This window comes from Alphaproteobacteria bacterium, assembly GCA_023898725.1.
Classification (GTDB): domain Bacteria; phylum Pseudomonadota; class Alphaproteobacteria; order JAUHZC01; family JAUHZC01.
The window spans coordinates 166960-191332 of the sequence record CP060236.1 but is presented as its reverse complement, the minus strand read 5'-3'; the positions used below and the strand labels follow the sequence as shown (position 1 = coordinate 191332).

At 48.5% G+C, this 24373-nt stretch carries 23 protein-coding genes; 21 read left to right on the top strand and 2 right to left on the bottom strand.

The features are described 5' to 3' along the window. The first annotated feature begins 38 nt into the window (after nt 1-38). From H6849_00930 to H6849_00895, 8 genes are all read left to right on the top strand, one after another. Nucleotides 39-2156 carry a hypothetical protein gene (locus H6849_00930; protein USO01601.1) on the top strand — a complete coding sequence of 706 codons (2118 nt, stop codon included), beginning with the start codon at nt 39-41 and terminating at the stop codon, nt 2154-2156. Then, on the top strand, nt 2156-2719 hold the full coding sequence (locus H6849_00925; protein ID USO01600.1) for an SMI1/KNR4 family protein: 564 nt from the start codon (nt 2156-2158) through the stop codon (nt 2717-2719). The genes H6849_00930 and H6849_00925 overlap by 1 nt, the downstream gene beginning before the upstream one ends. A gap of 206 nt (nt 2720-2925) precedes the next feature. Then, nucleotides 2926-3651: a hypothetical protein gene (locus H6849_00920; GenBank protein USO01599.1), complete on the top strand. Its 726-nt coding sequence runs from the start codon at nt 2926-2928 to the stop codon at nt 3649-3651. A gap of 23 nt (nt 3652-3674) precedes the next feature. Beyond that, complete coding sequence (locus tag H6849_00915) at nt 3675-4190, top strand: hypothetical protein (protein USO01598.1); 516 nt, start codon at nt 3675-3677, stop codon at nt 4188-4190. 132 nt (nt 4191-4322) lie between these two features. After that, nucleotides 4323-4676, top strand: coding sequence for an IS5 family transposase (locus H6849_00910; protein ID USO01597.1), 354 nt, complete (start codon nt 4323-4325; stop codon nt 4674-4676). 209 nt (nt 4677-4885) lie between these two features. Further along, nucleotides 4886-5983 carry a lipase family protein gene (locus tag H6849_00905; protein ID USO01596.1) on the top strand — a complete coding sequence of 366 codons (1098 nt, stop codon included), beginning with the start codon at nt 4886-4888 and terminating at the stop codon, nt 5981-5983. 30 nt (nt 5984-6013) lie between these two features. Then, entirely contained in the window at nt 6014-7240 is a 1227-nt protein-coding gene (locus H6849_00900; GenBank protein USO01595.1) for a hypothetical protein, read from the top strand. Between the two features lie 11 nt (nt 7241-7251). Then, nucleotides 7252-8253, top strand: a complete 1002-nt coding sequence (locus tag H6849_00895; GenBank protein USO01594.1) for a hypothetical protein — start codon at nt 7252-7254, stop codon at nt 8251-8253. A gap of 106 nt (nt 8254-8359) precedes the next feature. Here H6849_00895 and H6849_00890 read toward each other — a convergent pair whose 3' ends face one another. Then, nucleotides 8360-8524: a hypothetical protein gene (locus H6849_00890; GenBank protein USO01593.1), complete on the bottom strand. Its 165-nt coding sequence runs from the start codon at nt 8522-8524 to the stop codon at nt 8360-8362. Nucleotides 8525-8690: 166 nt separating this feature from the next. Between H6849_00890 and H6849_00885 the strand changes: the two genes are divergently transcribed. From H6849_00885 to H6849_00850, 8 genes are all read left to right on the top strand, one after another. After that, entirely contained in the window at nt 8691-14876 is a 6186-nt protein-coding gene (locus H6849_00885) for a hypothetical protein (GenBank protein ID USO01592.1), read from the top strand. A gap of 3 nt (nt 14877-14879) precedes the next feature. Further along, nucleotides 14880-15434 carry an SMI1/KNR4 family protein gene (locus tag H6849_00880; protein ID USO01591.1) on the top strand — a complete coding sequence of 185 codons (555 nt, stop codon included), beginning with the start codon at nt 14880-14882 and terminating at the stop codon, nt 15432-15434. A gap of 38 nt (nt 15435-15472) precedes the next feature. Beyond that, the gene (locus H6849_00875; GenBank protein USO01590.1) at nt 15473-17107 is read left to right on the top strand and encodes a hypothetical protein; all 1635 of its coding nucleotides are present in this window, start codon (nt 15473-15475) and stop codon (nt 17105-17107) included. Then, nucleotides 17107-17556: an immunity protein 39 gene (locus H6849_00870; protein ID USO01589.1), complete on the top strand. Its 450-nt coding sequence runs from the start codon at nt 17107-17109 to the stop codon at nt 17554-17556. Before H6849_00875 ends, H6849_00870 begins: the two co-directional genes overlap by 1 nt. 59 nt (nt 17557-17615) lie before the next feature. Then, the gene (locus H6849_00865) at nt 17616-18353 is read left to right on the top strand and encodes a hypothetical protein (GenBank protein USO01588.1); all 738 of its coding nucleotides are present in this window, start codon (nt 17616-17618) and stop codon (nt 18351-18353) included. Nucleotides 18354-18451: 98 nt separating this feature from the next. Beyond that, nucleotides 18452-18799: an immunity protein 39 gene (locus H6849_00860; GenBank protein USO01587.1), complete on the top strand. Its 348-nt coding sequence runs from the start codon at nt 18452-18454 to the stop codon at nt 18797-18799. Nucleotides 18800-18858: 59 nt separating this feature from the next. Continuing rightward, entirely contained in the window at nt 18859-19665 is an 807-nt protein-coding gene (locus H6849_00855) for a hypothetical protein (GenBank protein ID USO01586.1), read from the top strand. Continuing rightward, on the top strand, nt 19662-20183 hold the full coding sequence (locus tag H6849_00850) for a CdiI family contact-dependent growth inhibition immunity protein (GenBank protein USO01585.1): 522 nt from the start codon (nt 19662-19664) through the stop codon (nt 20181-20183). Before H6849_00855 ends, H6849_00850 begins: the two co-directional genes overlap by 4 nt. Nucleotides 20184-20328: 145 nt before the next feature. On the opposite strand, the gene H6849_00845 is transcribed toward H6849_00850, so the two are convergent. Further along, nucleotides 20329-20592 (bottom strand): conjugal transfer protein TraD, encoded by a 264-nt coding sequence (locus H6849_00845; GenBank protein ID USO01584.1) that lies wholly within the window; start codon nt 20590-20592, stop codon nt 20329-20331. A gap of 845 nt (nt 20593-21437) precedes the next feature. Between H6849_00845 and H6849_00840 the strand changes: the two genes are divergently transcribed. The 5 genes from H6849_00840 (at nt 21438) to H6849_00820 (ending at nt 24233) form a co-directional block, all read left to right on the top strand. Further along, nucleotides 21438-21962, top strand: a complete 525-nt coding sequence (locus H6849_00840; protein ID USO01891.1) for an HNH endonuclease — start codon at nt 21438-21440, stop codon at nt 21960-21962. A 54-nt stretch (nt 21963-22016) separates the two neighbouring features. Next, on the top strand, nt 22017-22334 hold the full coding sequence (locus tag H6849_00835) for an SMI1/KNR4 family protein (GenBank protein ID USO01583.1): 318 nt from the start codon (nt 22017-22019) through the stop codon (nt 22332-22334). A gap of 13 nt (nt 22335-22347) precedes the next feature. Beyond that, complete coding sequence (locus tag H6849_00830) at nt 22348-22836, top strand: SMI1/KNR4 family protein (GenBank protein USO01582.1); 489 nt, start codon at nt 22348-22350, stop codon at nt 22834-22836. A 717-nt stretch (nt 22837-23553) separates the two neighbouring features. Then, nucleotides 23554-23793: a hypothetical protein gene (locus H6849_00825; protein ID USO01890.1), complete on the top strand. Its 240-nt coding sequence runs from the start codon at nt 23554-23556 to the stop codon at nt 23791-23793. Further along, nucleotides 23790-24233: a hypothetical protein gene (locus H6849_00820; protein ID USO01581.1), complete on the top strand. Its 444-nt coding sequence runs from the start codon at nt 23790-23792 to the stop codon at nt 24231-24233. The genes H6849_00825 and H6849_00820 overlap by 4 nt, the downstream gene beginning before the upstream one ends. Nucleotides 24234-24373 lie beyond the last annotated feature (140 nt).

Below are 24373 nucleotides of genomic sequence, written 5' to 3'. Positions count from 1 at the left end.
GCCCTTATTTTGGCCGACGGGGACCGCTCGGGTTTGGTATGGGTGCCCTTGGCATGGCCGCGGGCGAAATGGATCGGATGCGTCATGCGGCTATGGCAATGTCGCCTGCCCGGGCAATGCGCTACGACGTGTCGCTGCCAAGTTCTTCGGCGATGCTCGCCTCTGTTGCCCATCGCTTATCAACCCCGGCGGGACAAGCCATGCACGCCATTGAGGTGCAAGCTCGCCAAGAACGGCGCTTGCAAGAAGCCCGCGCAGCGGCTATGGCGCGGCGTACCTTCGAAAGTCCTGATTACGCTAAGGCGGCAGCTGTTCCTCGCGTCGAATCTGATGCGCTACACAAAAGCATTCGCGCCGCCTCTCCGCCGAAAGATACCAAACCTGTCCAAGGGGAACCGGCTGCACCCTCTGCGGTTGTGCGTAGTCTTCCCCCTGAGGCCATTCAAACGGTTGAAGATATTCTGGCTATTGGCCAAGATGTTCATGCGCGCACTGCCGCCCGGGCAGGCGCCCTGGTGCCGGGACTCTCCCCGATAGATGCGGAGCATTTACAAGCGCGTATTTGGCGCGCGGTGGCCGTTGATGCTGAAACAGGTGAACTTGTGGCGGATGCTTCGGCGGGGGCTGAAGCGCCGCCGTTAAGCGAGGATGCTCCACGCAAACCCCTGGGATATTTACCGGACGGCGATGTTGAATCAACCATGCCTGCCCTCGGGGCCGCGGTAGAACGAGGGTTTGGCGTAGCCGGGCGCTACGTATGGGATCGTATCGGGGAAGGTTCGCCGTTGATCCCTGCAACAGTTGAAGCCCTTACCGATGCTCATGATTATTATCGCACGCACATGCTTGCTACCTATGAAGAGGGCCCTGAAGCCTATATGCGCGCACGGGAGGCTGATTATAACGCCACCGAAGGCGAGGGGGCATTTGCAGGGTTATCGCAACGGGATCGTGGGCGTCTTGTTTCTGAATGGGCGGATGACTTTAATAACCTGCGCCCCTTGGGCGTTGTGGGCACCCTTGTTGATGGGATCACGCATACGGCGGTTGCTGCAGGAGAGGGGGTTCACTGGGTCTCGCATGCTGGAGGAGTTCTTCTTGCCCGGGGTCTTTTAGAAGCAGGTGTACCTGCTGCTATGGCCCAAGATGTGGGATATACAGTTGATGTTGCGGGGCAATGGATAATTCCGTGGCAGGCGCCGCGCTTGGTTGGTGCCGCTGCTGCAGGTGCCGGAGCGGTGAGCCGCTCTGTGGTGCGCACGGGACGCAGTATCATGGCCCGGGGTTTTGCCCGGAACTTGAGTCGTGAGTTAGCGGCGCAACGGTTGGCGCGCACGGCTCTGATGATTGAGGCGCAACAGGGTTCTCAGGGTCTTCAGGCGTTAAATCTGAATCTTTCGACCCGTGCGGTAAACATGAATACCCATCCGCTTCCACCGGTCTTTGCTCGGGCAGTTGGTGCCGAGACAGCCGCTATGGGGGGTGCTGCACGTGCGCCAGTATCTGGGGGAGAGGGAACCCTTATGCGTGCCACAGGTGGGGGAGGTGGCCCCCGTCCCGCGGCAGCGGCCAGTTCTGCCCGCCCAGCTCCTGCAACTGGTGCCGCTTCAGGAGGTGGTGCTTCAGCGCGCGCGGGAAGAGCGGCAGGCCCTACTGCACCGACAAGTGAAACCCTTTCTTCCGCACGGGCAGGGGATTTGGCCACATCAGGGCAAACCGGGATTTCGCGGCGTGCGGTCTTAGCAGCTCATTATGTGCGTGACATGGAAAGAATGTCTGGCGTATCATTTACAACAAAGCAGAAGTCACATCTGGAGCATGCCTTGCGTACACAGCGTTTTTCACGATTAGCTGCAGCGGAAAAGTCGACTCATACGAGTAAGTTTGGAGGGCTTAGAGAGTCTCTGATATCTGAGTGGGAAAGAGAAACTGGAAATCTCTGGCCTACTTATAGAGAACGAGTGTTTTCTAGAAGAACTGGGGATGTAATAGGTGAAATAGGGGAGAGATATCAAGCTCATCATATCATTCCACAACAAAACGGAGGTCCACATAAATGGTGGAATATGAAACCAGTGCGCATAGATGATCACTTGGGAGGGCTGCACGGTTCTGGTTCAGCCTTGAGAATGCTTCAGGCTATTGGAGCAGAATAGTGAAATACGAATATTTAATGAAATTTCGATATGAACCATTTGCCACACCGGTACATAAGAATTTTTTATCTATGCCCCGTTTAATAGATTTAAAAGAGGCAGAAGAGGAAATAGGCTATCAATTTCCATCGGAACTTAGAGAGTTTTATCAAAGCTTTAGTGGCGGACGAATTAGAGAGTCAAAAGGCGGTAATTTGGAAGATTATAATACAAGTATGATTCTTCCTCCTAAAGTCGTTGCAACTTTTCATAATGCTATCATAGAGGCTTTAGATACCCCACCTGATACCCCAATAGAGTGCGATGGAATGTACATGGATGACTCGATTCTCGATATGTTTGAACCAGGGGACATTCCGTTTTTTGATATTATTCAAGGTTCAAGATATTTGGTTCTAAAGCCAAACTCAGAAAACCCCAATGCAGTTTGGTATATGTCTAATAACATAAAAATAGAAGATTCATTCGAGAAGTTCATTTGGAACCTTTATCACAAATCTCCTTCTTACTTCGAGAAAATCATAGAAGACCAGTTCAATATACAGAACAACCTTTATCAATAAAGTACGAGGAAGCGCTGGAAAACTACCAGTCTATGCTTTTTCACGAAATGTACCATAGTAAAGATGGCGAGAATATGGAGCTTAAAGATATTCTGGCCCGAGCTCGCGCGAAAAACAAACCCATCATCTTAGGCGCTCAATCAGGCAAGAAATAAGGCTGAACAAGTCTTCAGCGCGATCTGACCCGTAGGTTAGCGGCGCAACGGTTGGCGCGCACGGCTCTGATGATTGAGGCGCAACAGGGTTCTCAGGGTCTTCAGGCATTAAATCTGAATCTTTCGACCCGTGCGGTAAACATGAATACCCATCCGCTTCCACCGGTCTTTGCTCGGGCAGTTGGTGCCGACGAGACAGCCGCTATGGGTGCTGCACGTGCGGCAGTATCTGGGGGAGAGGGAACCCTTATGCGTGCCACAGGTGGGGGAGGTGGCCCCCGTCCCGCGGCAGCGGCCAGTTCTGCCCGTCCAGCTCCTGCAACTGTTGCGACCTCTGGCGGGGGATGTGGTGTTGGAAGCGCGGGCGTGCGATCAGGCGGGAGGCCTGTCGCTCCAACAACCGCCGAAGGTACTGTTTCTCGTATAGAAAGAGCAGTAACAGGGGAGGGCGCACGTCCTTCCGTGGTTCCCAGTGAAACTCTCACTTCAGCAAGAGCCGGTGATTTGGCTGCTACGCCTGCTTCAGTTGCTGGGCGTTTACCAGCTAAGCTCTTTAAGAAATATGGAGATCGTATAGACTTAGGTAGAATGACTGTGAGAGTATCTCAAAGAAGAGCAGCACCTCTTTTTAAAGATCCGAAGACAGGATATGCAATTCAGCGTGATCGTGCAGTTCATTCTGGATCAGGGGCTCATGGACCTAGTTATTGGAAGCTATATGATAAAGAATTACGTTGCGTAGCAACTCTTGATAAGCAGGGTAGAGTATTTAAATAAAAAAGATCAGGGGGTCTTGCTATATGAATAGAAAAAAACATGAAAACTTTGTCCGTAGGGTCTATCGGTCGATAGAAAATGAAACGGATGTAGAGAGTGTTTCTCTTCCCACACGAAGATTAGATAGGTTTGACCACTGGTTGACGGGTACAGAGTATCAGCAGGAATTATTTATGGCGTTTAGACAGGTGAAAAGTAACCATCACTTTCTTGAGTCATATCTTGAACTCGAGAATAAATTCACAAATTTTTATGCAGACTTATTTGCGCTTGATAAGCCATACCTCGTGTTTACAGAAGATAGCTCTTCTAAATCATATGATATGTTTTTTCAAGAAGAAAGGGATCTCCGAAGCTTCAAGACCAAAATTATCTCAAGTTTACGAGAAGAGGAAAGATACGATTTTATGTTTCCTGGGTTAGGTGTTCTTTCGACGGGCTACAATGATATTTCAACATACTTATATTTTGAGAATGAAAAGGAGATTAACCAGATCGAGATACTTGCTAATCAACATGAATTGTATCTTCTGAAGTAAGCGTGGGAGATTAATATTCTATGATGTTAAATGAAGACTTCTCTGTACAAGAGAACTATAAAAGTAGGGGAGAGATATCAAGCTCATCATATCATTCCACAACAAAACGGAGGTCCACATAAATGGTGGAATATGAAACCAGTGCGCATAGATGATCACTTGGGAGGGCTGCACGGTTCTGGTTCAGCCTTGAGTTTGATAGATACGCTTCCAAAAGCCCAAGCCTTACTTGCTGATCGTGGTTATGATGCAAGCTGGCTAAGACAAGCCCTTAAAGCCAAAGGGATAGAGCCATGCATTCCACCAAAAAAGAACAGAAAAAAGCCCATATCTTATGACAAAACCTTATATAAACAACGCCATAAAGTTGAAAATATGTTCGCCAAGTTTAAAGATTGGAGGCGAATTGCAACACGTTATGACCGAAGGGCTGACATCTTCAAGGCCGCAATTACCATCGCTTGCATCGTTATATGGTGGATTTAATAGATCCTGAGCCTAAATATTTGTGTATGGCGATATTTTTTCACATCACTTCGTTACTGGGTTCTATGGTATTGAGTAAGTATTTTATAAAAAAATAAGAAAATACTGGTTTTTTATGAAAAAAAGAGTGCCTTATTTGCCACATTGACAATCTCAACGACCAATGTACATTTTTCAATGACAGTCAATTTTTAATTGAGGGACCTGGTATGTATCCTTTTTTACGTGTGACTTTAGTCTTTGTTTGTATTTTTTTGGGGTGTAGTGAAAAACTTTGTGCCTCAGAGGCCCGGCGTATGTATGAGCAAGCTGTTGACGTACACCCGGCAAAGATCTCAACGGTGGTGAAAGCCACCCTTTCTTCCTATGAAATTGCAGGATTTGGAGAAGGGAGAAGCGTTAGCTACATGGTAGCAGGAGAAGGCCCCGATCGCTGGACTATTTATCCATTTAAGGGGGCGACGGGCCATCTCCTGCGAGAAGATGCGCATGTAATGGGTTCCCTCGCGTACAATGCCCATTTTGGTACAGTCATCTCTTACCGAGGAAGTCATTGCTTTTCTGATTTTTTTACCGATATTGATGCGAAGCTAGTTCCTGCTGCAAAATTTGGTTATGGAGGAACCCCTGGGAAGATTCATCGCGGTTTTGCCAAGGCGGCAGCATCCACACGCCCCCATTTTGCCAAGGCGCTAAACAGTCTAATGAAGGACTATCGTGAGGCATCTACGAATGATTTTTATGTGTGCGGCCATAGTCTAGCGGGTGCACTGGCAAAGCTTTCTGCAATTGAATTAAAGCAATCAGGTATCATTGACTTTCAGCCCAATCAACTAAAGACCCTAACCTTCGCTTGTCCACAGTTAGGAGATAAGGCATTTGTTGAGCACATTGAAGGACATACACTCCTCAAAGCAAATGTGCTTAATTTTTATGCAGTCAATGATCCTATTCCTGGGATGCCTTCAGGATTGCTGGGGTATAAAATGGGTATTGGGTATAACATCCCCATCCCAACCTCTGCCATCGAGGTGGACATTCTTTCTTTAGGATTTCAAAAGGTTTTTCACTCATGTTGTTGGCGTCGTGCGGAGGGTGCTCGTGATGCATGGCGTTTTTTCAGAGGTACTCCTCTTTCTGTTTTGATGTGGTGTCACAGTGTCCATGAGAAAAGTGCGTTACGTGCATATAAACATTTTCAGGTGAAATTAAGAAGTGGCAGTCTGTGTATGGATGACTTGCCCTCAGTAATTTCCGCACCGAGTAATAGTCTATTTACCCAAATATACAAATTTTTATTCTCATAACCTTTTTGCTTTGAAAAGAGGAGTTCAATCATGAAACCCTATACTCTCTATGTTAGTGCTTGTGTGATAGTAGCTGGTTTTTTCCATAGTCACTTGGTGGCATCAACAGCAGCGATAGATCTTGGGAAAAACGAACTTGAAACAGTAGCCCGTCTTCAGGTGTTTGATGGTCAAAATGGTGATACCGATTGTGGTGCGTATCGAGGGCTTGCCCTTATGCTTGAAACACGTCCTTGTGGTACACGAAAGTATATATATAAGAATTCAGATGGAAGTGACGGGGGCTATCTTTGGGCAGCTCAGGTCACATTTGCCCTACGACGTGTTCCAGGTCTCGTTAAAGGGAACAGTGCAACACCCGGAATACTTGGTGCGAAAAAATCTCAGGTAAGGGTAACATATATTCATGATCGGGATTATTTTTCCAGGGAACATACCTATGGATATTTCCCCGATCCGGCAGCCATCCTTGAGTCCGCTGATGAGGATAAGATAGTCTTAAAAAGATGGGCAAGCTATCATATGAGGAGTGGGGCTGGGCATCGCCATGCGCACAAAGATTGGATGAGCAGTTCTTTTTTCGAGTGGACATTAGAGAGGGCTTTTACTCTGAATGATCTCATAGCTTCCATTAACACTCTCAGGCGGTTGCCATCGTCGTGTGAGACGGGGCGAGCGGAAGAGTTTCCGCTTTATTGTTTGCGCGGGGCCCATACGTACCGTACCTCCGTTTTGAATTGTGCCACGTTTTCAGTGCAACTGTTGCAAATGCTGGGGGCCATTGATAGAGATCATGATGTTTTTAGCGATTATGCCCCCCCGTCAGGCTGGCCAAGATTTGGCACAGTAGCTGCCGTTTTGGGGATGGGAACTTTAGCAGTGGCGACAGGTGGTGGCTTCATTCTGGGAGCGATGTTTCTGGAAGCAGCTGGGGCATCTACGGCCTTGCTGGTGGGGACGGGCGTAGCTGCTGAAGTTGCAGTGACAGCAACTGGCTATACAGTGGGAGGATTTGTGAGATCACTGCGGGATATTGTTTCTCCTGAATCTGCAGTTAAAAGTCTCACAAATCATTATTTGCGCAAGAGAAATGCATCCACCTATTTGCACGAAGCTGATGGTATCACCCTGGCCCATAGGCCCCGCGTTGTGCGTATAGGGGGGCATATTACTGGATTGAGCGGATTGAGCGAAACACTGGCTGATGATGTTAGGAGAACGATCAACAGAAGTGACCGTCGTGTCACTTATAATTAAAGGAAAACCACATGTTTTTAAGAAAATTTGCACGACTGATGATGTTATCAATTGCATCGCAGGCTTGCTTCGCCTCCTTGGCAATGGAGCCACTTATTGATCGCCCAGTTGATGAAGTGATGTCTGTGGTGAGGCACTTTAAGTCTGATCATCGTACGTTTGCGGATGGCGCACTTTTGTTTTATAGCGACAGAACAGCTGCAACACACGTCTTTGTCCACAAGAGAGAAGGGGCCCTAATATTTTCTCTTTTGAGAGCAGGAGGAAAGGCAGACACATGCGCTCGTAACTATGAATCGCTTGGACAGATGTTTACGGAACGGCTTCTGCCAGAGCTTGATAAGGTGCATACGCTGAGCGCAACCACACGCATTTATTTGATTGGAGAAGGAAGGGAAGCTACGCTGGGGGGAATAGGAGGCCTTTCTATTGCCAGGCGCTACCCAAGCCACCATCAAAGTAACACAATCGGTGTGATAGGGTTTTCTCCGACACGGCTTCCCCAAGATGCTATTGAGGATATCCATGCTTCCATCGGGCGTGAAAATATTCTTTCTTTCTTTCCTTCAAAATTTCTTTCAACACGCGGGTGGTTTAGACAATCAGCAGAAGAGTTTCCCCCGAAAATGGGGATTCCCATGATGATTCTTCCCTCAGAACAGTTGGCGGATAATTGGATGAGGAAAAAGTACCTGTTGGCGAATCTGGGACAGCTGAGTTCTCTTGGATATCTTTTTTACTTGGCCGCTTATCAGCGGACAACACCTCAAGAATGGAGGACCTTTCTTCCTCATCTGACTTCTGTAGGGGCTTTTTTAACAACAAAAATTTTGGGAGACTTATCACTCAGCCAAGTTCCTTCCAACAAAACCATTGAAACAGCGATACGCTATACCCAGTTTAATATTCGATCGAATAGTTATGAAGGCTATAACATTGAAGGTGTTGGTGTTCCCCCCTTGCTTTCTCCCTATAGGGGCATAGGAAAAGTATTTCACAGGCTTTTTTCTTAGAAGGTAACTAAACCGCTTAAATAGCACCGTGGTTGATTTTTATCTGCCGTGCGTGGGCTCATCATGCGAATAACGCATAAATCTAATATAGCAAGGATCTATCAATCTATTGACGGAACTTAGCCCCCCGAGCGAGCTCATTGAAGACCTTGATTGTCTCTATGATGCGCATCCTGCGAGGGCGTAACGCATCTTTGGTTGATGGGGTCGTTGCACCACCTTTAACGGGGAGACTTGCGTACGTTTGCGGATATGTCTGTGATGAAGACATCTTTCTCCTATAGTTTGCTTGTCTTTCTCTTGGAAGAGTGTCGTAGAATATTGCGAGTGCAATTATGTCAATTTCAAATACTGTCAATGCATGCAAAAATAGCATTAGACAATATACATTTTTGATGACTAGTGTTTTTCTGACATATTTTGAAAGTAACAGTTCTATGCGTTCATCCATTTCTTCTCATCATCCTCACGAAGGTAACCCTATTCCTCCTCACGCCTCGATACCTTTATGGCGGCGGATGTGCTCCTTGCTTGTGACGATAGCTTATATCCACGCATGTGTGATACCAACACCGGTAAAGGCTCACCCTACGTTTGATGTCGTTTTTGATTCAATTCGCCCTTTTTTAAAGAGCATAGAGGATTCTGATCGGGAAGATGGTTCTGCATCACCTGTCTTTGAGACGCGTGTGTTAGGAACGCCGCTGTCTTTTCTTTCGTCCACAAGCCTTTTGTCTGAATCTGATGATGAGGCATCTGATGCAAAGGGAGTTATGGGAGATCAAGCCTGCGAAGGATCGGTGTGGGAGCTTATGGTTCGGGGACGGACGGAGCCTTTTGTTGTCAGGATCGGGCAGAAGAAGACCGTAAGCTTTGGCGATGGTCATACGCTGGAGCTTGGCCTAAGCCGAGATGGGATTGAGGTGTATAATTTTTGTGGCACAACGCTGTCTTCGCCTTTTTTACCAGTGATTGTTCCGGTGGGTGGACGTGTGGTTGCCCGTGAGGTGAACGTGGGAACCCTTACGGCTTCGGGAGATGTCCATGCCCATTTTCTTCATGCGGATACATTGTCTGGTGGGGGACGTGTGTGTGTTGATCGCCTTACAGCATCATCCCTACGTCTGGATGAGGGTAGCACATTGTGTGGTTTTGATGATGCAACAAAAGTCCCCGAAGAGCAGGGCGTGCGTGTACTAACGGGACGTGAGGTTACACTAGCTGGCACAGCACGTATCCACGAAGCAACCATTTTTCAGTGTACGGTTTCGGGTGTGCTGGCTGGATCTCTGATTCGTGGGGATAGCTTGCAGGTTCTGACTGGTGGGGCGATAGCCCCACTTTTGGATGGTGTCCTTAAGCTGCATCAGCAGTCAGAGATAGCACTGGACCCTGGAGCCCGTGTAGAGGCCGATTTCCTGGAAATAGGATTGCGTACCTCTCCTTCCTTGCTAAAGATACGCAACGCAGGATCACTCACAGCAACAATGATAGCGACGCATTGTGCGCACATGTCTAATGAGAGCGGAGGCCTTGTTGAGGCAGCTTGTTCACAAGGTACGCAGGAAAGGGCATCTGAGATTACTGTTCAAGGATCGTGGAACAATAGGGGAGTAATCAAGGGATCATCCATTACTCTTGGTGGCACAACCAGTGGTTCTTCTTCTTCGTCAGAGGAGAGGAGTGAACACACCCCTCAGTACGTGAATGAAAGCACAGGAACAATAAGCGCTCATGATCTAACGCTTCCTCTGCAAGGGAGGGGAGTCGTTGATAATCACGGTGTTATCCGTGCACATACACTCCATAGTGTCCGGCATCGTTCTGACGTACCGGTGGGTAACGACGCACCCGCTTTAGTCACGTCAATGTCCCTCACCCGTCTGAAGAATTATGCAGATCTATCATTCTCACACATAAACGCGGTGTGTTCTTTTGCGGCTGAAGAAAACCCCACCGGAAATTTTCCTGAACAGATCATTGAATCTTTGGGAGGCGAGAGCCACATTCATATCCCGACACTTCCTGAAAAGATTCCGGGGAGTTGGACCCGCCATGGGCATGTGTATGTAAAGACACTGCGGACATCATTAGAGGCCTTGGTACATGCCTCTGAGGCGGCGACCGATCCATGGCTCTCATCAACGGATGATACGATTGATCGTGGGGAAATTGTGGGAGAAAAGCCGAGTTTTCCCGGTGTGGTTGTGACTGATAGACTTTATGTGGATGTGGGGGAAGCAACGGATCTTACGACTCCTCTTGTGTCATCGGCGCACGTGATCCTTCATCGATCTGGCGCTAATACGCAGGATATTTCATCACGATTGGATGCTGCGTATGGTCTTGCTAAGGCACGTGAAGCGTCTATGAACATTCCTGGCCTTTCATCGGGCTCTGGTGCGATAACTGATTCTGCCGGTTCGGCACCTGCACGCGATGATGTTTATGAGGGACTACGAGCATCAGCCCTTGATCCGGAAGGTATGGCAATGCCTGCAGGGCCTGACTTTCATATTAGGGCTGATATTCGTGCAGGAAAGGGACTGGCGCTTTATCTCGGTAATCGCCTTGTGCGTATTGGTGACAACGTGGCGACTACCTACCCACAGATGGAATCAGGGTGTGGCGCGCTGAGCCTTCTCGTAGGGGCGCTAGATTTTCAAAGCGGTCTTATCGCGGCTGTTGAAGGGGGTGGCTTTCATACCCTCAACGATCAACGGCTGGGGAGTAATGCATCTCGGGATCCCACCAAACAAACAACGCTTTATGGGAATGACTTATTTTGCACAGTCTCAGAAGCGGGAGATGTGCAGGAAAAGTATCTGCACACATGGTTGGAGTCACAGGGTGTTTGGTCTCGAGAATGGCGGGTCATATCATCGCAACATCATCAGCGGGGAAATTTATTGGGGGCTGTTGATTCTTTAACAGTAAATGCTGAAAATAACGGAGGTTTTGCTGTTTCTTGGGAACAGAATATTGGTGGCCCTCCTTATGGGTACGACAATATCTACAAAGAGTGTCCCACTACCCCCAAGTCCGTCTTTGAGATTCATGGGCGTATGGGAATGACGTTTGCACGGGCGGTGAATTTGGGGATTGCCCTTTTGGGAACAGACTTCATCGCAGACATTAGGGCAACTTCTGCCCACGCACACATTCTTTTGAATGCACACAATGGCGGCAACCCTCGCCCCTATTACTTAAGCAAAGATGAAGTATGTTGGTATATGGGTGGGTGGCGCGCAGGCAGTGAAAGATATCGCTATACGCATAAGCGTCATTTAGGCACGGCGCAAACAGAGTTCTCATCATCATCGGGTCTTATTTTTCAGGCGGATAATGTGGGATTGGGTGGTGTTTGCGTTGGCCCACAGGTGCGCATTATTCATGATGAGCTAATGGCAATAGGTGGCGTAGGGTATATGAAAACACGCCAACCATTTGTGCGCTTGGACACACTATTTAACCCCTCAAGCCCTCTTGTGCTTACTCCTGCTCCAGGCGATGGTTCTCTTGTGCATCGGTTGCGCTACCCCCTTAAGATGGCCACTCCTCAAGTAAACTGGCCTTTTTATTACAAAGGAAAATTCTCTCACACACAACCCACCGGTGTTCCCTTGCTAATGGACCCCCACTTCTTGGGTCTTCTCACGGGAACAGCTATCAACCAAGCGGGGTTTCCTGGAATGCACCTTGTCTTTAATCATACAGATAGTCAAGCGAACCTCCTTGGTAGTAATGCCCATGGGTTGGTGGATGTCATTACGCGCCGGCTTCCTGAACTCAATGGTGATCCCCAGCTCTTAGGCGATGGGTCTGTAGATGAGGGTGCGGGTACACCAGATACCCTGGCCAGCGTATCTGGTAGTGATGTTTTAGCGACGGGCGCCGCGTTAAGCGCTTTATTGCGTCAGGGTGTACCGGAATTTTTCGACCAAGCGAGTGGTTGGTGGGTCTATGATGAAACGGTCCAGGCGTTGATTCCTGTGATTGCGACGGCGCCCCAGGCGACGGATCTTGGTTCTGGTCAGCGCGCAGCAGAGATTTTGGTTCCAGAAGGCAAAGGAAACCACCTTGCATTGATCCCTCAAAGAAAGGAATCACGGGCGTCTTTGCGTGCAATTCACACACGGGCTCCACGCACGCTTTTGGCTTCTGGCGCGGAGCTTATTGATGAATCCCAACGTGTTGTGTTCACACACGCGTCTGGCCATGGGAGGACGCGCTATGAGCGTGTGCACGTAAGCCACGTAGGCTCTCTCCATGAGACGACGGGTGCGTCTGGGCCTGTTGTAGCGGCTCTTGGTGACGAAGGGCGTGTGATGACCCATGGTCCTGTGGGATATGCGTCACGGGGTCCTGTGTTACTTGCTGGCGCGGGCGGGGTGTATTCATCTGCGACGGAAGATACGGATCAGGTGATGTCATATGGCAAGAAGCATCAATCATACACCAAGAGTGTCAAAACACAGGGCATACAGTTGTTGGATGGCACGCCTGGTTTGGTTGTTGCTGGTTCGGGGTCTGTTTTAGCGGGTGTTAGCTTAGCAGGTGGTACCTTGGGTCTTTTGTGTGACACCGCTGTGGTATCAGGTTCATCGCATAGGCATGAACATCAGGAGACGCAGGTCAAGAGAGGGGCTCTCCAGACGCGGGTTCGCACGCACAATGCTGGTTTTCATAGGCATCGTCCGGTTGGTGGTCGTGTGGTTGCGCTGGGCGCGGTAACCATTGATGATATTCATTCGCCGAATGCCCCCCGGGGCGTGGGGGTCAGTGCCGATGCGCTGGTGTCTGTGGGTTCGCGAGGGGTTCTTGCCACGGTGGATCGAGGTATTGATACACTGGATCATACGCTGAGGGCGCTTGGTCTTGGTGGTGGCGCTTCTGGATTTATGTCTTCTACGGTTCGTTCGCGGTTGTCCCGGTTACGTGGAGGCGTTGATCTTATCACTACCCGGATGGGTGATGGCACAGGTGTGATGTACCCGGTGGAATCTGCGCCTGTGATGATGCCTGTTTATGACAGTCATTATGATCGCCGTCATACGCGTCGTCGTGCGGGCTATGCGGTTAGCACAGCGGCGGGTCTTGCTGTTGGTCTGTTGACGCAGGGTCTGGGTGTGTCTGAAGGATTGGCAGGTATTCTGGGGACGTCAGGTTCGGTTTCATCGGGTATAGCCGGTGGTATTACGGCGGCGGCCTCAACCATTACGGCGAACAGTATTGGCAGCGGCAGTCTCGGTCAGGGTATTGGTTCGACGTTTGGTCGTGATGGTTTGCGGGGTATGGGTGTTGGTGCTTTATCGGCTGGTGTGTTGGATGGTTTGGGTGTTACGGGTCCTTCTGTTACGTTTGGTTCGCGTGTGCGCGCATCGGCTGTTAAGGTTCCTGTTACGACGGGTTTGGAGATAGGCATTGGTCGTCGTGATCCGGTTGAGGCGTTTCGTTCGGGTGTGACCGGTGGTGTTGTGGATGTGTTTGGTGGCACAGCTGCCCAGGCCATCGGGGGTGCGTATATCCCTGGAAGTGGTCAGAGTGGTCTTGGTTATGTCAGTCATAAACTTCTTCATGGGGCCTTAGGTGCGTCAGGTGGGGCGATTCTGGGTAGGGATGATCCTCTGCGGGGTGCTTTGTCCGGAGGGATTGGTGCGATTATTGGGGAAATGGTCATTGAGGCTACAGCTCCTGATCCAGTGGTTGAGGTGGGTCGTATTCGGGAAGAAATTCGCCGTGATAAGCCCTGGTTAAGTTCGGAACACGTGAGTCGTGAAGCCCTGAGGCGTTATGAATCCCAGGTTCGGTTTCATCGGGATGTGGCGCAGGTTCTTTCAACGTTAGGGGCGGGAGTGGGAGGAAATCCGGCAGTGGCATCGCAGATGTCAGCAAATGCGCTTGATAATAACTTTATTGTTACGACGCTGTTGGTGGCGGGTGGTCTGTGTACGTTGTATGAGACGTACGAGTCCTATCAACGGGCGGGTGTTTCCGGAGCCGCGACGACCCTGACGCAGGCGGCAGTATTAAGCCTATTGGGAGCGCAGGCTTTTAAAGGGGTCGTATGTGTTGGTGGGAAGGTATTTGCCCGGGTGGGTCCACAGCTTGTGGAACTGAGCCAGCCCGCCTTACGCTCCCTTGCCCAAAGTCCCGTGGGTCAGAAATTCTTTAAGTCAGGCGTTGAGGTTGTAGGAAGCACGGGAGATATGCGTTGGGCAACGACGGTGGCGCATTATATTCGTGATATGGAGGTACGATCAGGGTTTCGATTTATGCAACCCCAAAAAACAGCATTGGCAAATGCCCTGCGAACAGGTACGTTTAAGAAGTTAGATCCTGTTGCCAAACAAATGCACACCAATCAGTTTACGCGATCAACGAGAAATCGCTTGATTTCAGAATGGGAAAGCAATACAGGGCAAGTGTGGCCACGGCAAATGCGTTTGATCAAAGGAGAGATGAAAAACGTGAAAGTTGATGCTCACCACATCATTCCCCAACAAGTGGGCGGTCCCCACCAGTGGTGGAACATGAAACCTCTTGAGTTTGGACGACACCATCAAGGGGGCGTCCATGGAGCGAGAGCCCCTCTGAGAAGATTGCTAGACAAGGTAGAATAACAAATGGCGTATCAATATTTACGGCAATTTAAACCAGGGGGCAGTGGTGATAATGACAACTGGTTTATGTCAATTTCTTTTGAAGAAATTGAGGGTGCAGAAAGAGAAATGGGAATCACGTTTCCGCCGCAATTAAGAGAGTTTTACACAGAAATTGGCTTTGGTATGTTGCGCTCCCCGATCCTTCCACCAAAAGGTTATGAATTTTACAGTGCGAATGAGATTCTTCCACCTCGGGTGGTGGCGCGTTTTGCTAAGGCTATTATTGATCACAGGAAGACTCCTTTTGAGGAACCGATAGAGTATGAAGATCACTGGATCAATCATGACGCGCTTGATTTATTGATGCCTGGGGATTTACCCTTCTTTGAGATAGCTGATTCGTATCGGTTTCTGGTTATGAGACCTTTGTCAGAAAATGCGAACGCCATTTGGACCTCTAGCGGTATGAAGATTGAGGACTCCTTTGAACGCTTTATCTGGCGACTTTATCATGAAGACCCTGGTTATTATGATGATCTTATAGAAGACCACTACGGACTCCCTGATCACGACTGATCGAATCGCGGTTTGTGTGGCCCGCAGTCAGGGCGCGGTTGTCCCGGTTACGTGGAGGCGTTGATCTTATCACTACCCGGATGGGTGATGGCACAGGTGTGATGTACCCGGTGGAATCTGCGCCTGTGATGATGCCTGTTTATGACAGTCATTATGATCGCCGTCATACGCGTCGTCGTGCGGGCTATGCGGTTAGCACAGCGGCGGGTCTTGCTGTTGGTCTGTTGACGCAGGGGCTAGGTGTGTCTGAAGGGTTGGCAGGTATTCTGGGGACGTCAGGTTCGGTTTCATCGGGTATAGCCGGTGGTATTACGGCGGCGGCCTCAACCATTACAGCGAACAGTATTGGCAGCGGCAGTCTCGGTCAGGGTATTGGTTCGACGTTTGGTCGTGATGGCTTGCGGGGTATGGGTGTTGGTGCTTTATCGGCTGGTGTGTTGGATGGTTTGGGTGTTACGGGTCCTTCTGTTACGTTTGGTTCGCGTGTGCGCGCATCGGCTGTTAAGGTTCCTGTTACGACGGGTTTGGAGATAGGCATTGGTCGTCGTGATCCGGTTGAGGCGTTTCGTTCGGGTGTGACCGGTGGTGTTGTGGATGTGTTTGGTGGCACAGCTGCCCAGGCCATCGGGGGTGCGTATATCCCTGGAAGTGGTCAGAGTGGTCTTGGTTATGTCAGTCATAAACTTCTTCATGGGGCCTTAGGTGCGTCAGGTGGGGCGATTCTGGGTAGGGATGATCCTCTGCGGGGTGCTTTGTCCGGAGGGATTGGTGCGATTATTGGGGAAATGGTCATTGAGGCTACAGCTCCTGATCCAGTGGTTGAGGTGGGTCGTATTCGGGAAGAAATTCGCCGTGATAAGCCCTGGTTAAGTTCGGAACACGTGAGTCGTGAAGCCCTGAGGCGTTATGAATCCCAGGTTCGGTTTCATCGGGATGTGGCGCAGGTTCTTTCAACGTTAGGGGCGGGAGTGGGAGGAAATCCGGCAGTGGCATCGCAGATGTCAGCAAATGCGCTTGATAATAACTTTATTGTTACGACGCTGTTGGTGGCGGGTGGTCTGTGTACGTTGTATGAGACGTACGAGTCCTATCAACGGGCGGGTGTTTCCGGAGCCGCGACGACCCTGACGCAGGCGGCAGTATTAAGCCTATTGGGAGCGCAGGCTTTTAAAGGGGTCGTATGTGTTGGTGGGAAGGTATTTGCCCGGGTGGGTCCACAGCTTGTGGAACTGAGCCAGCCCGCCTTACGCTCCCTTGCCCAAAGTCCCGTGGGTCAGAAATTCTTTAAGTCAGGCGTTGAGCGAAATCTAAGAGAAGGTTACCAATTGCGGGTTGTCAAACTCATGGAAAGAGTTTCCCCTCGTATAAGGCCGCATGGAAATAGTGTTGCTTACCAAGGTGAAACACATGTATATCTGATTCGAGACGCCCGTACAGGGCACGTATTTAAAGTTGGAGAAAGTATGCGAGGTGTTAATGAACTGGGATTGTCGCATCGTGCTGAGGAACAGGTGAGGCGATTGTTAAGGAACCACAACCGTGAGACATTTTCTCATGTTAGAAAGATGTTTTCATCAAAAGCTGAAGCAAAGGCTTACGAAACCCAGTTGATCCAAACAATACGGCGGTTTGCGGGTAAGGATGCATTGCCTGGTAACAAGGGAGTTCATTAATGAAGAATGCGTTTGACCGTGTAATTGGATTTTCTGCAGTAGACATAACTCCAACGAAAATTAGCTTCCCCATTCCGATGCCGGGTGAAGTAATGGACAAACTTATTCGTCAGTCAGCGGTTATACCTAATGATAAATTTCTGTGGATTAGTGTCGTTTATCTATTTGGGGAATCTTCAGGAAATGTAATATTTCGGAAAATTGATAAAAAACACGGGGATTTACCTATTTCTGTTGGATTAAATTCGGCGATTTTATCCTTTTTAGACAAAAGAAATCCCATCCTCCTCCAAGACATATTTATGGTAGCCGCTTTGGAAGCACTGATAGCCGTGTGTAAAAAATACACGTTGGATGATAGGGCATTTGTGTCTGAGCGGGCAAAGTATGGGGATATTCCTGAAACTGTGGAAGCGTGTCAAAGAATTGACCGGTTGTTAATCAGCTAGGTCTTGTTCACAAATTATGCATTAACTGAAATGAATCCCAGGTTCGGTTTCATCGGGATGTGGCGCAGGTTCTTTCAACGTTAGGGGCGGGAGTGGGAGGAAATCCGGCAGTGGCATCGCGGATGTCAGCAAATGCGCTTGATAATAACTTTATTGTTACGACGCTGTTGGTGGCGGGTGGTCTGTGTACGTTGTATGAGACGTACGAGTCCTATCAACGGGCGGGTGTTTCCGGAGCCGCGACGACCCTGACGCAGGCGGCAGTATTAAGCCTATTGGGAGCGCAGGCTTTTAAAGGGGTCGTATGTGTTGGTGGGAAGGTATTTGCCCGGGTGGGTCCACAGCTTGTGGAACTGAGCCAGCCCGCCTTACTCTCCCTTGCCCAAAGTCCCGTGGGTCAGAAATTCTTTAAGTCAGGCGTGGAGCGAAATCTAAGAGAAGGTTACCAATTGCGGGTTGTCAAACTCATGGAAAGAGTTTCCCCTCGTATAAGGCCGCATGGAAATAGTGTTGCTTACCAAGGTGAAACACATGTATATCTGATTCGAGACGCCCGTACAGGGCACGTATTTAAAGTTGGAGAAAGTATGCGAGGTGTTAATGGATTAGGACAATCTATCAGGGCACAAGAACAAATCCGCACACTTATGAAAAGACACAACCTAAACCTGGTGTCGGAAATTAGAAAAAAATTCCCTGCTAAGATTGCAGCAAAGACTCATGAGACCCAGTTGATCCAAACAATACGGCGGTTTGCGGGTAAGGATGCGTTGCCTGGTAACAAAGGCGTTCACTAATGAAAAGTGAGAGCCGCTTGATTAATATTGGAGTTGTTGAAGAGGAGTCGACAAACTTGATCTATCCAGTTCCAATTTCTATAGATCAAGTTAAGTTAATGATAGATGAGTCCGAACTTGTACCGAATGATATATTTGAGTGGATAAGCCTTATACATGTTATTTCGAATACGTTACATCCTATCAAAATTGGGCGGATAAGCAAATCTTACAAGGATCTTCCAGTGACCACCTGGATATCTGCAGACATAGTACGGTTTACAAACTTCGAAAATCGTCAATTGCTCCAAGACATATTTATGGTAGCCGCTTTGGAAGCACTGATAGCCGTGTGTAAAAAATACACGTTGGATGATAGGGCATTTGTGTCTGAGCGGGCAAAGTATGGGGATATTCCTGAAACTGTGGAAGCGTGTCAAAGAATTGACCGGTTGTTAATCAGCTAGGTCTTGTTCACAAATTATGCATTAACTGAAATGAATCCCAGGTTCGGTTTCATCGGGATGTGGCGCAGGTTCTTTCAACGTTAGGGGCGGGAGTGGGAGGAAATCCGGCAGTGGCATCGCGGATGTCAGCAAATGCGCTTGATAATAACTTCGTGTTTACAGCGTTGGCGTTAGCTGGGACGGCCATGACTCTCTATGAGATTGCGGAGGCCGGATACCGCGAGGGCGCCACAGGTGCTGCCCGTGTGGCCGGTCAAGCGGCGGCGTTTGCACTGGTGGGTGGTGTAGCGGTTAAAGGTGTGGTGAAAATCGGCGGCAAACTTTATGCCGCTGTAGGTCCCCGCATGATCGAGCTTTCACGCCCCATGCTCCAACGTGTGATGGCAGGAGATTTAGGGGAAACGATTGGACGCACCATGGTGCGGGTGGGACACCCCCGTGGGGAGTTCCTTGGAAATGTCCACACCCAAGGCATGTCGTTTGAAGACTATGTCGGGCGCATGTTCCGTTCGCAAGACCGTTTGCCACCAAACTTTAAGACGTTTGACTTTTTCCATAGACCTACTGGTTCAGCGATTAGTGTAAAAACGATGGATACGTTAACTGCAGCGAAGCTTGCGAATCCACGACAAGTGTATTACTCATTAAAGAGAAATATCGATGCTGTAAGAGGATTCACACATTATAGGTTAAAGTCACCTGATTCAGGTGTGCGCAGAGTTCTGTCAGCAAGAGATGTAAGTAATCGAGTGGTATATTTGGGCATTCCTAAATTAACGCGTTCTGAGCAAATAGCCCAGATCCAAAGAGCAATGCGCTATGGGCGGGAACAAGGCGTTCAACTAAGGGTATTTAAATTAGAATGATTTTTAATTACTTTAAAAAGAAAGGGCCGCTTCTCAGAGCTGATATTGATGTTTCTGAAAAATTTATAATTATTCAAACAATGTCGTCATATGGTTTCAGTGTTACCGATCCTGAAGGCGTCTGCAGAACTATGAATACTACTGTGTCTGATAAAGAAGTAGTAAACGTGTTGATGGAGGCACTACAAAAAAGCCGAGAACTTAGTGCCAGTGAATATAATAAGATCGTGGCAGAAGAAAAGAACGGTGAAGCCAAAAAAGAATTGGAATCTTTAATCAAAAAGCTAGGGTATAAAGAAAAAAAAGAATACTACAAAGGCCTTCGCTCAATCTCAGTTGAAAAAGATAGATGTGAGTTACGTTTTATACCCTCTCATCAAGAAAATCTTTATGGATATGGACCAACTGCCGGTGGAGAAAAGGACTATGTTATTATTCCCGCTGACAGTTCGCCTGAAGAAATCGGCAAAGCACTTCGGCTAGCCATCAGCCGCTGCACATCAGTGTTCGATACTTAGAAAGAAGGATTTTACGAAGTCACGTCCTTGAACAACGGGAACTATATAGAATGCTTATTTAAGTATTTCTTATAAATACGAATCTGCAGGTATATATAAAATAAACACCAATTATTTGATACAACATAATTATGCTTTTATTTTTTTATTGCCAATCTTTTTCTTTTATAATACTTATTCCTCGCTCTTTCCATAGATTTCTACTATAGTCACCACGTCCCATCTCTTCCTCTAATGAGGACAGAGCCCCTAAAAGAACAAGCACTTCGTCTCTCAGCGCGTTATCTCTTTGAAGGTCTTGCCCCAGAGAAATAGACAACCGATCCAAGAGTCCAGACTTTTCAACTAATCCACCGATCTGAATCAAGGTACGTGTCCGTGCTTTGCGGAACTTGTGGTTATTACTCATGCGGTAGTTCTTTGCTTCGCTGCGTGCCAGCAGGCGCCTGTTTCGATGAGGTGTCTGGGCGTTTGGGGTTGAGCAGGGGTTTAGGAACGTTTATCGGAGGCGTTGTTGGTCATGACCCAGTGGCAGCTAGTGTTTGTGCGGGAACGATCCTTGCTTATAACGACATGGCCCATAGGGGTGTACCCAGTCGGGACGGCACCCGACTTGTCAGCGAGAGTGAGCGTGACGCTGAGGATGAAATGTTTATCAGACAATATCGTGAGCACTACCCGGAATCCAGCTACAAAGAAGCGCGCGCAGCGGCTCAGTGGGGGTCATCCTCTGAAGCAGAGCGTCAAGAGATCTTAGAAACTGCCCGCACCCTTGGCATTATTAACACCGTTGGTCATTACGTGGGAACCGCAGCCCTGACGGTGGGGTACGTGGAAGCTGGTCTTGCCGGGGCCCGCGCGGGGGCAACCCTTGGTGCGCAAGCAACCGCGTTCCTTGGGCCTGAGGCCGTTCCTGCTGGAATAGCCGCGGGAAGTTTTGTTGGTGGCCTCGGAGCTATGGCTGGCGTTCATGCCACGGTGCTGGCATTTGAGCATGCAATGACTGTCGCCCGCCCCGAGCTTCGCGCGCGTGCCGAAAGTCTCGTGGATGAATGGTCAGCGTATCGTGGTTATGATGCGGGGCACACATCGTTGGCCCGCAGGTTGTTGGCACCTGAGGTGATGGCGCTTCCGGGAACGGGCTTGGCGTTTGTCGGTGGTGGCTTTGCGACACGAAGCGTTCTTGGACGCGTGGGCGGTATGGATGGGCTTCGCGCAAGCCTGAGGACTCTTTACGAAACCGCCCGCGATCGCATGGTCAAACTCTGGGAGGTGGGAAGTGAAGTGCGGAGTCCTTACTGGACTGCCGAACTTCAACAACCTTACAATCCGAGAGCCTTCTTACGCTTGCTCGAGGAACGATACGGAGCTGAAAATGTAACTCCACACACTGTGTTGAGAGTTGGTGAACGTAACGCACATCTAGGAATCACCCAAACTCCCCATCCGGTTACAGGTATACCATTTGATATAAGAAGTTTTGCCGTGTTCGACAGCGTTATGGCATACGAAACTCGTGTGACAGATAGTTTAATGATTAGAAATAGAATCCCCCACATGAGAGAAGCCACTCTTAAGTTAAAACAATCTATTGAGCGGGGAGAAGTTTCTTCTTCAATTTTTAATGCTGATCAACTAAGAGCAATAGAGGCGAGAGCACCAAAAATTCCTGGGTACACTTGGCATCACAATCAAGAATTAGGTAGAATGCAATTGCTAAAAAAGGAGCCACATGATCTTACAGGTCATGCAGGTGGCATGGTTACATGGTTTAACTAGGATATTAAAAACATGGATAAATTAATGCTTCAGAAGGCACAAGAGGTAATCGAAATGGCGAAAACCAAACTTGAAGCTGGTCAGAACTATTTGCCTTACTTTGATAGCAATCTCAACATTGAAACGTATACGTATGTAACAGATTTCTGTGACTTTTTTGAAAGCAAACCAGAAGAAATGGATACAGCTTTGTTACCCATTTCTGACATAGGTAATGGAGATTATTTATGTCTTAAGACTTCGCAAGAGAATCTTCCTGTTTATTACTGGTGTCACGAGCTTTCAGACAACAACGAGTTTCTTGTTGTCGACAAGCTTGCCGATTTACCTGATAAGCTGGTGAATGAGGAAGAAGTATCACACCTTGAGTAGGGCAGTCAGCAAAATGAATCAAAACCTGAATTTTACTGATTGCAGTGGCAAAGCTGACTTGGCTGTAATTAAACAATTCCAAGAAAAAAACAAAGTCACACTTCCTTCAGCTTACGTTCAGCTTGTCACACGTTGTGATGCAGCGAGGTTGGAAAAAACAGATTTAGTTTTTTACGATGACAATAGGAAGCGTTATGTACAGGTTGGTATAGATGTTTTTCTCTCATGGAGTTCAGACTATAAATATTCGAAGCTTATTGATTACTATCATGCTCCCCCAGAGTTTTTCCCTAAAGGCCTCCTGGCCTTTGGTTTAGATGGAGGCGGAAATCTATTTTGTTTTGACTATAGAGAGAATCCATTGGAGTGTGATCCTCAAATCGTTTTTTGGAACCATGAGTTAGATAGTGTAAATATAATAGCTAAGAACTTTAATAGCTTCATAGCTTCGTTGATGTCTTTCGAAGAGGCCTTCGAAGCGTTTGGCAGGCATGAGAGTTAGCTTCACATTTTACCAATTCTCTATATCTGTTATGGGGATCCAGTGTTTGATTATACGGGGTTGGTTCGGGATATGCGTGCCGCTCGGGACATCTATGAAGAGGGGCAGATTGGGTTACTGGCAGACCGGCTAGACACCTGGAACACCGGGTTTGGTTTTGCGGCTCAGGGGGCGCGTTTGTGGGCGTATGGTCATGCGGCGTTGAGTGGGTTTTGTTTTTTGAATCTTCCCGGTGCTGTGGCAGGCATGGGTCTTGTATATGCGGGTGAAACAGTGGCAGGCGCGGTTTTAGCTCCTGTGATGGCAAGTGCTGAAACAGGTGTATCCTATGGGATACGAAGAATTGCACGGGAATATGGCTATAGCGCCTTTATGCAAGAGCGTGCTTCTCGTGAGCTTGCGCCTCGGACAATAGGGGCCATCGGTGGTCTCTTTGCGGCCCGAAGCATTCTTGGCCGTATAGGGGGCACTCCCGGGTTCATGAGTCGTACGCGAGAAACATTTTCTCCCATCTGGGATGTCAGGTCTACCCGTGGGGCTGGCACGTCTGCGGATGTTGCTGCAAGAAATTCTTTGCTACCCAATGAAGGTCGAGTAGGAACGTTCGCGGAATTGAATAGAATGTACGGTCGTAGAGGCGATAATCTGACAGCTAATCATGTGCCGCAATCAGCATTGATGGTTCAGCAAGGTGTGAGCCGTTCGGAGGGTTTTGCTATAATGATGGAACAACCACATCCTGGCATTGGTGGTCGCCATCGTCGCACGCATACTTATGGAAGATCCCCGCATACAAGTATTACCCCGAGACAGGCTCTGGCCAGAGATATTGTTGACTTGCGCCGTATATACATGGAAGATGGCGCATATACCGCAGGAATACAGCGCAGTCTTCTGGATTTAATACGCCGCAATCGAGAAGCCTTCCCAGAGGTATTTAGGAGAATGGATCAATGAGGGATAAGATAGAGCGACTAAAAGAGCTTTCCCTGTGTGGAAAACCAGAGGCTATTTTTGAATTTGAAAGAATTCTGGTTGAGCTAGGCAAGGATCAGAGAATTGAGATTTTAAAGGAGCTTTTCAGTGTTTTTGATGATCGATGCCAGGATACTAACATGCTGTATTCGCTCACGCATGTAGTCGAAAGATTTCCCGACGAGATTTACCTCAAGACTCTAGTTCTTGGAATTTGCGATATGGGCAGGTCAGACATGCGTTGGCTTAAGTTCTTATTTTACAGGATTTTAAATGACCCCCCAAGCTATAGTTCGTTTAAGAAGTTTGTCCGTGAGCCCGATCCAAGCCTCCTAACTTCTTTTCTTAACAAAATCAATCAAGAGTCGCCCGAACATCGACAGCAAGTTGAAGAGCTTAAACAAATTATTGGGTCAAAGTAACTTTTCCATGGAACAGCATTACCCTGGGATCACTAGACAGGTTACTCCTGGAGCAAGAGGCTCTTTTCCCGCCCACCCTCAAGTGGACTTGGGCTAACGTGGCATCACAGTGCCCAAGTAGAAGGATCTTGATGTGCGGA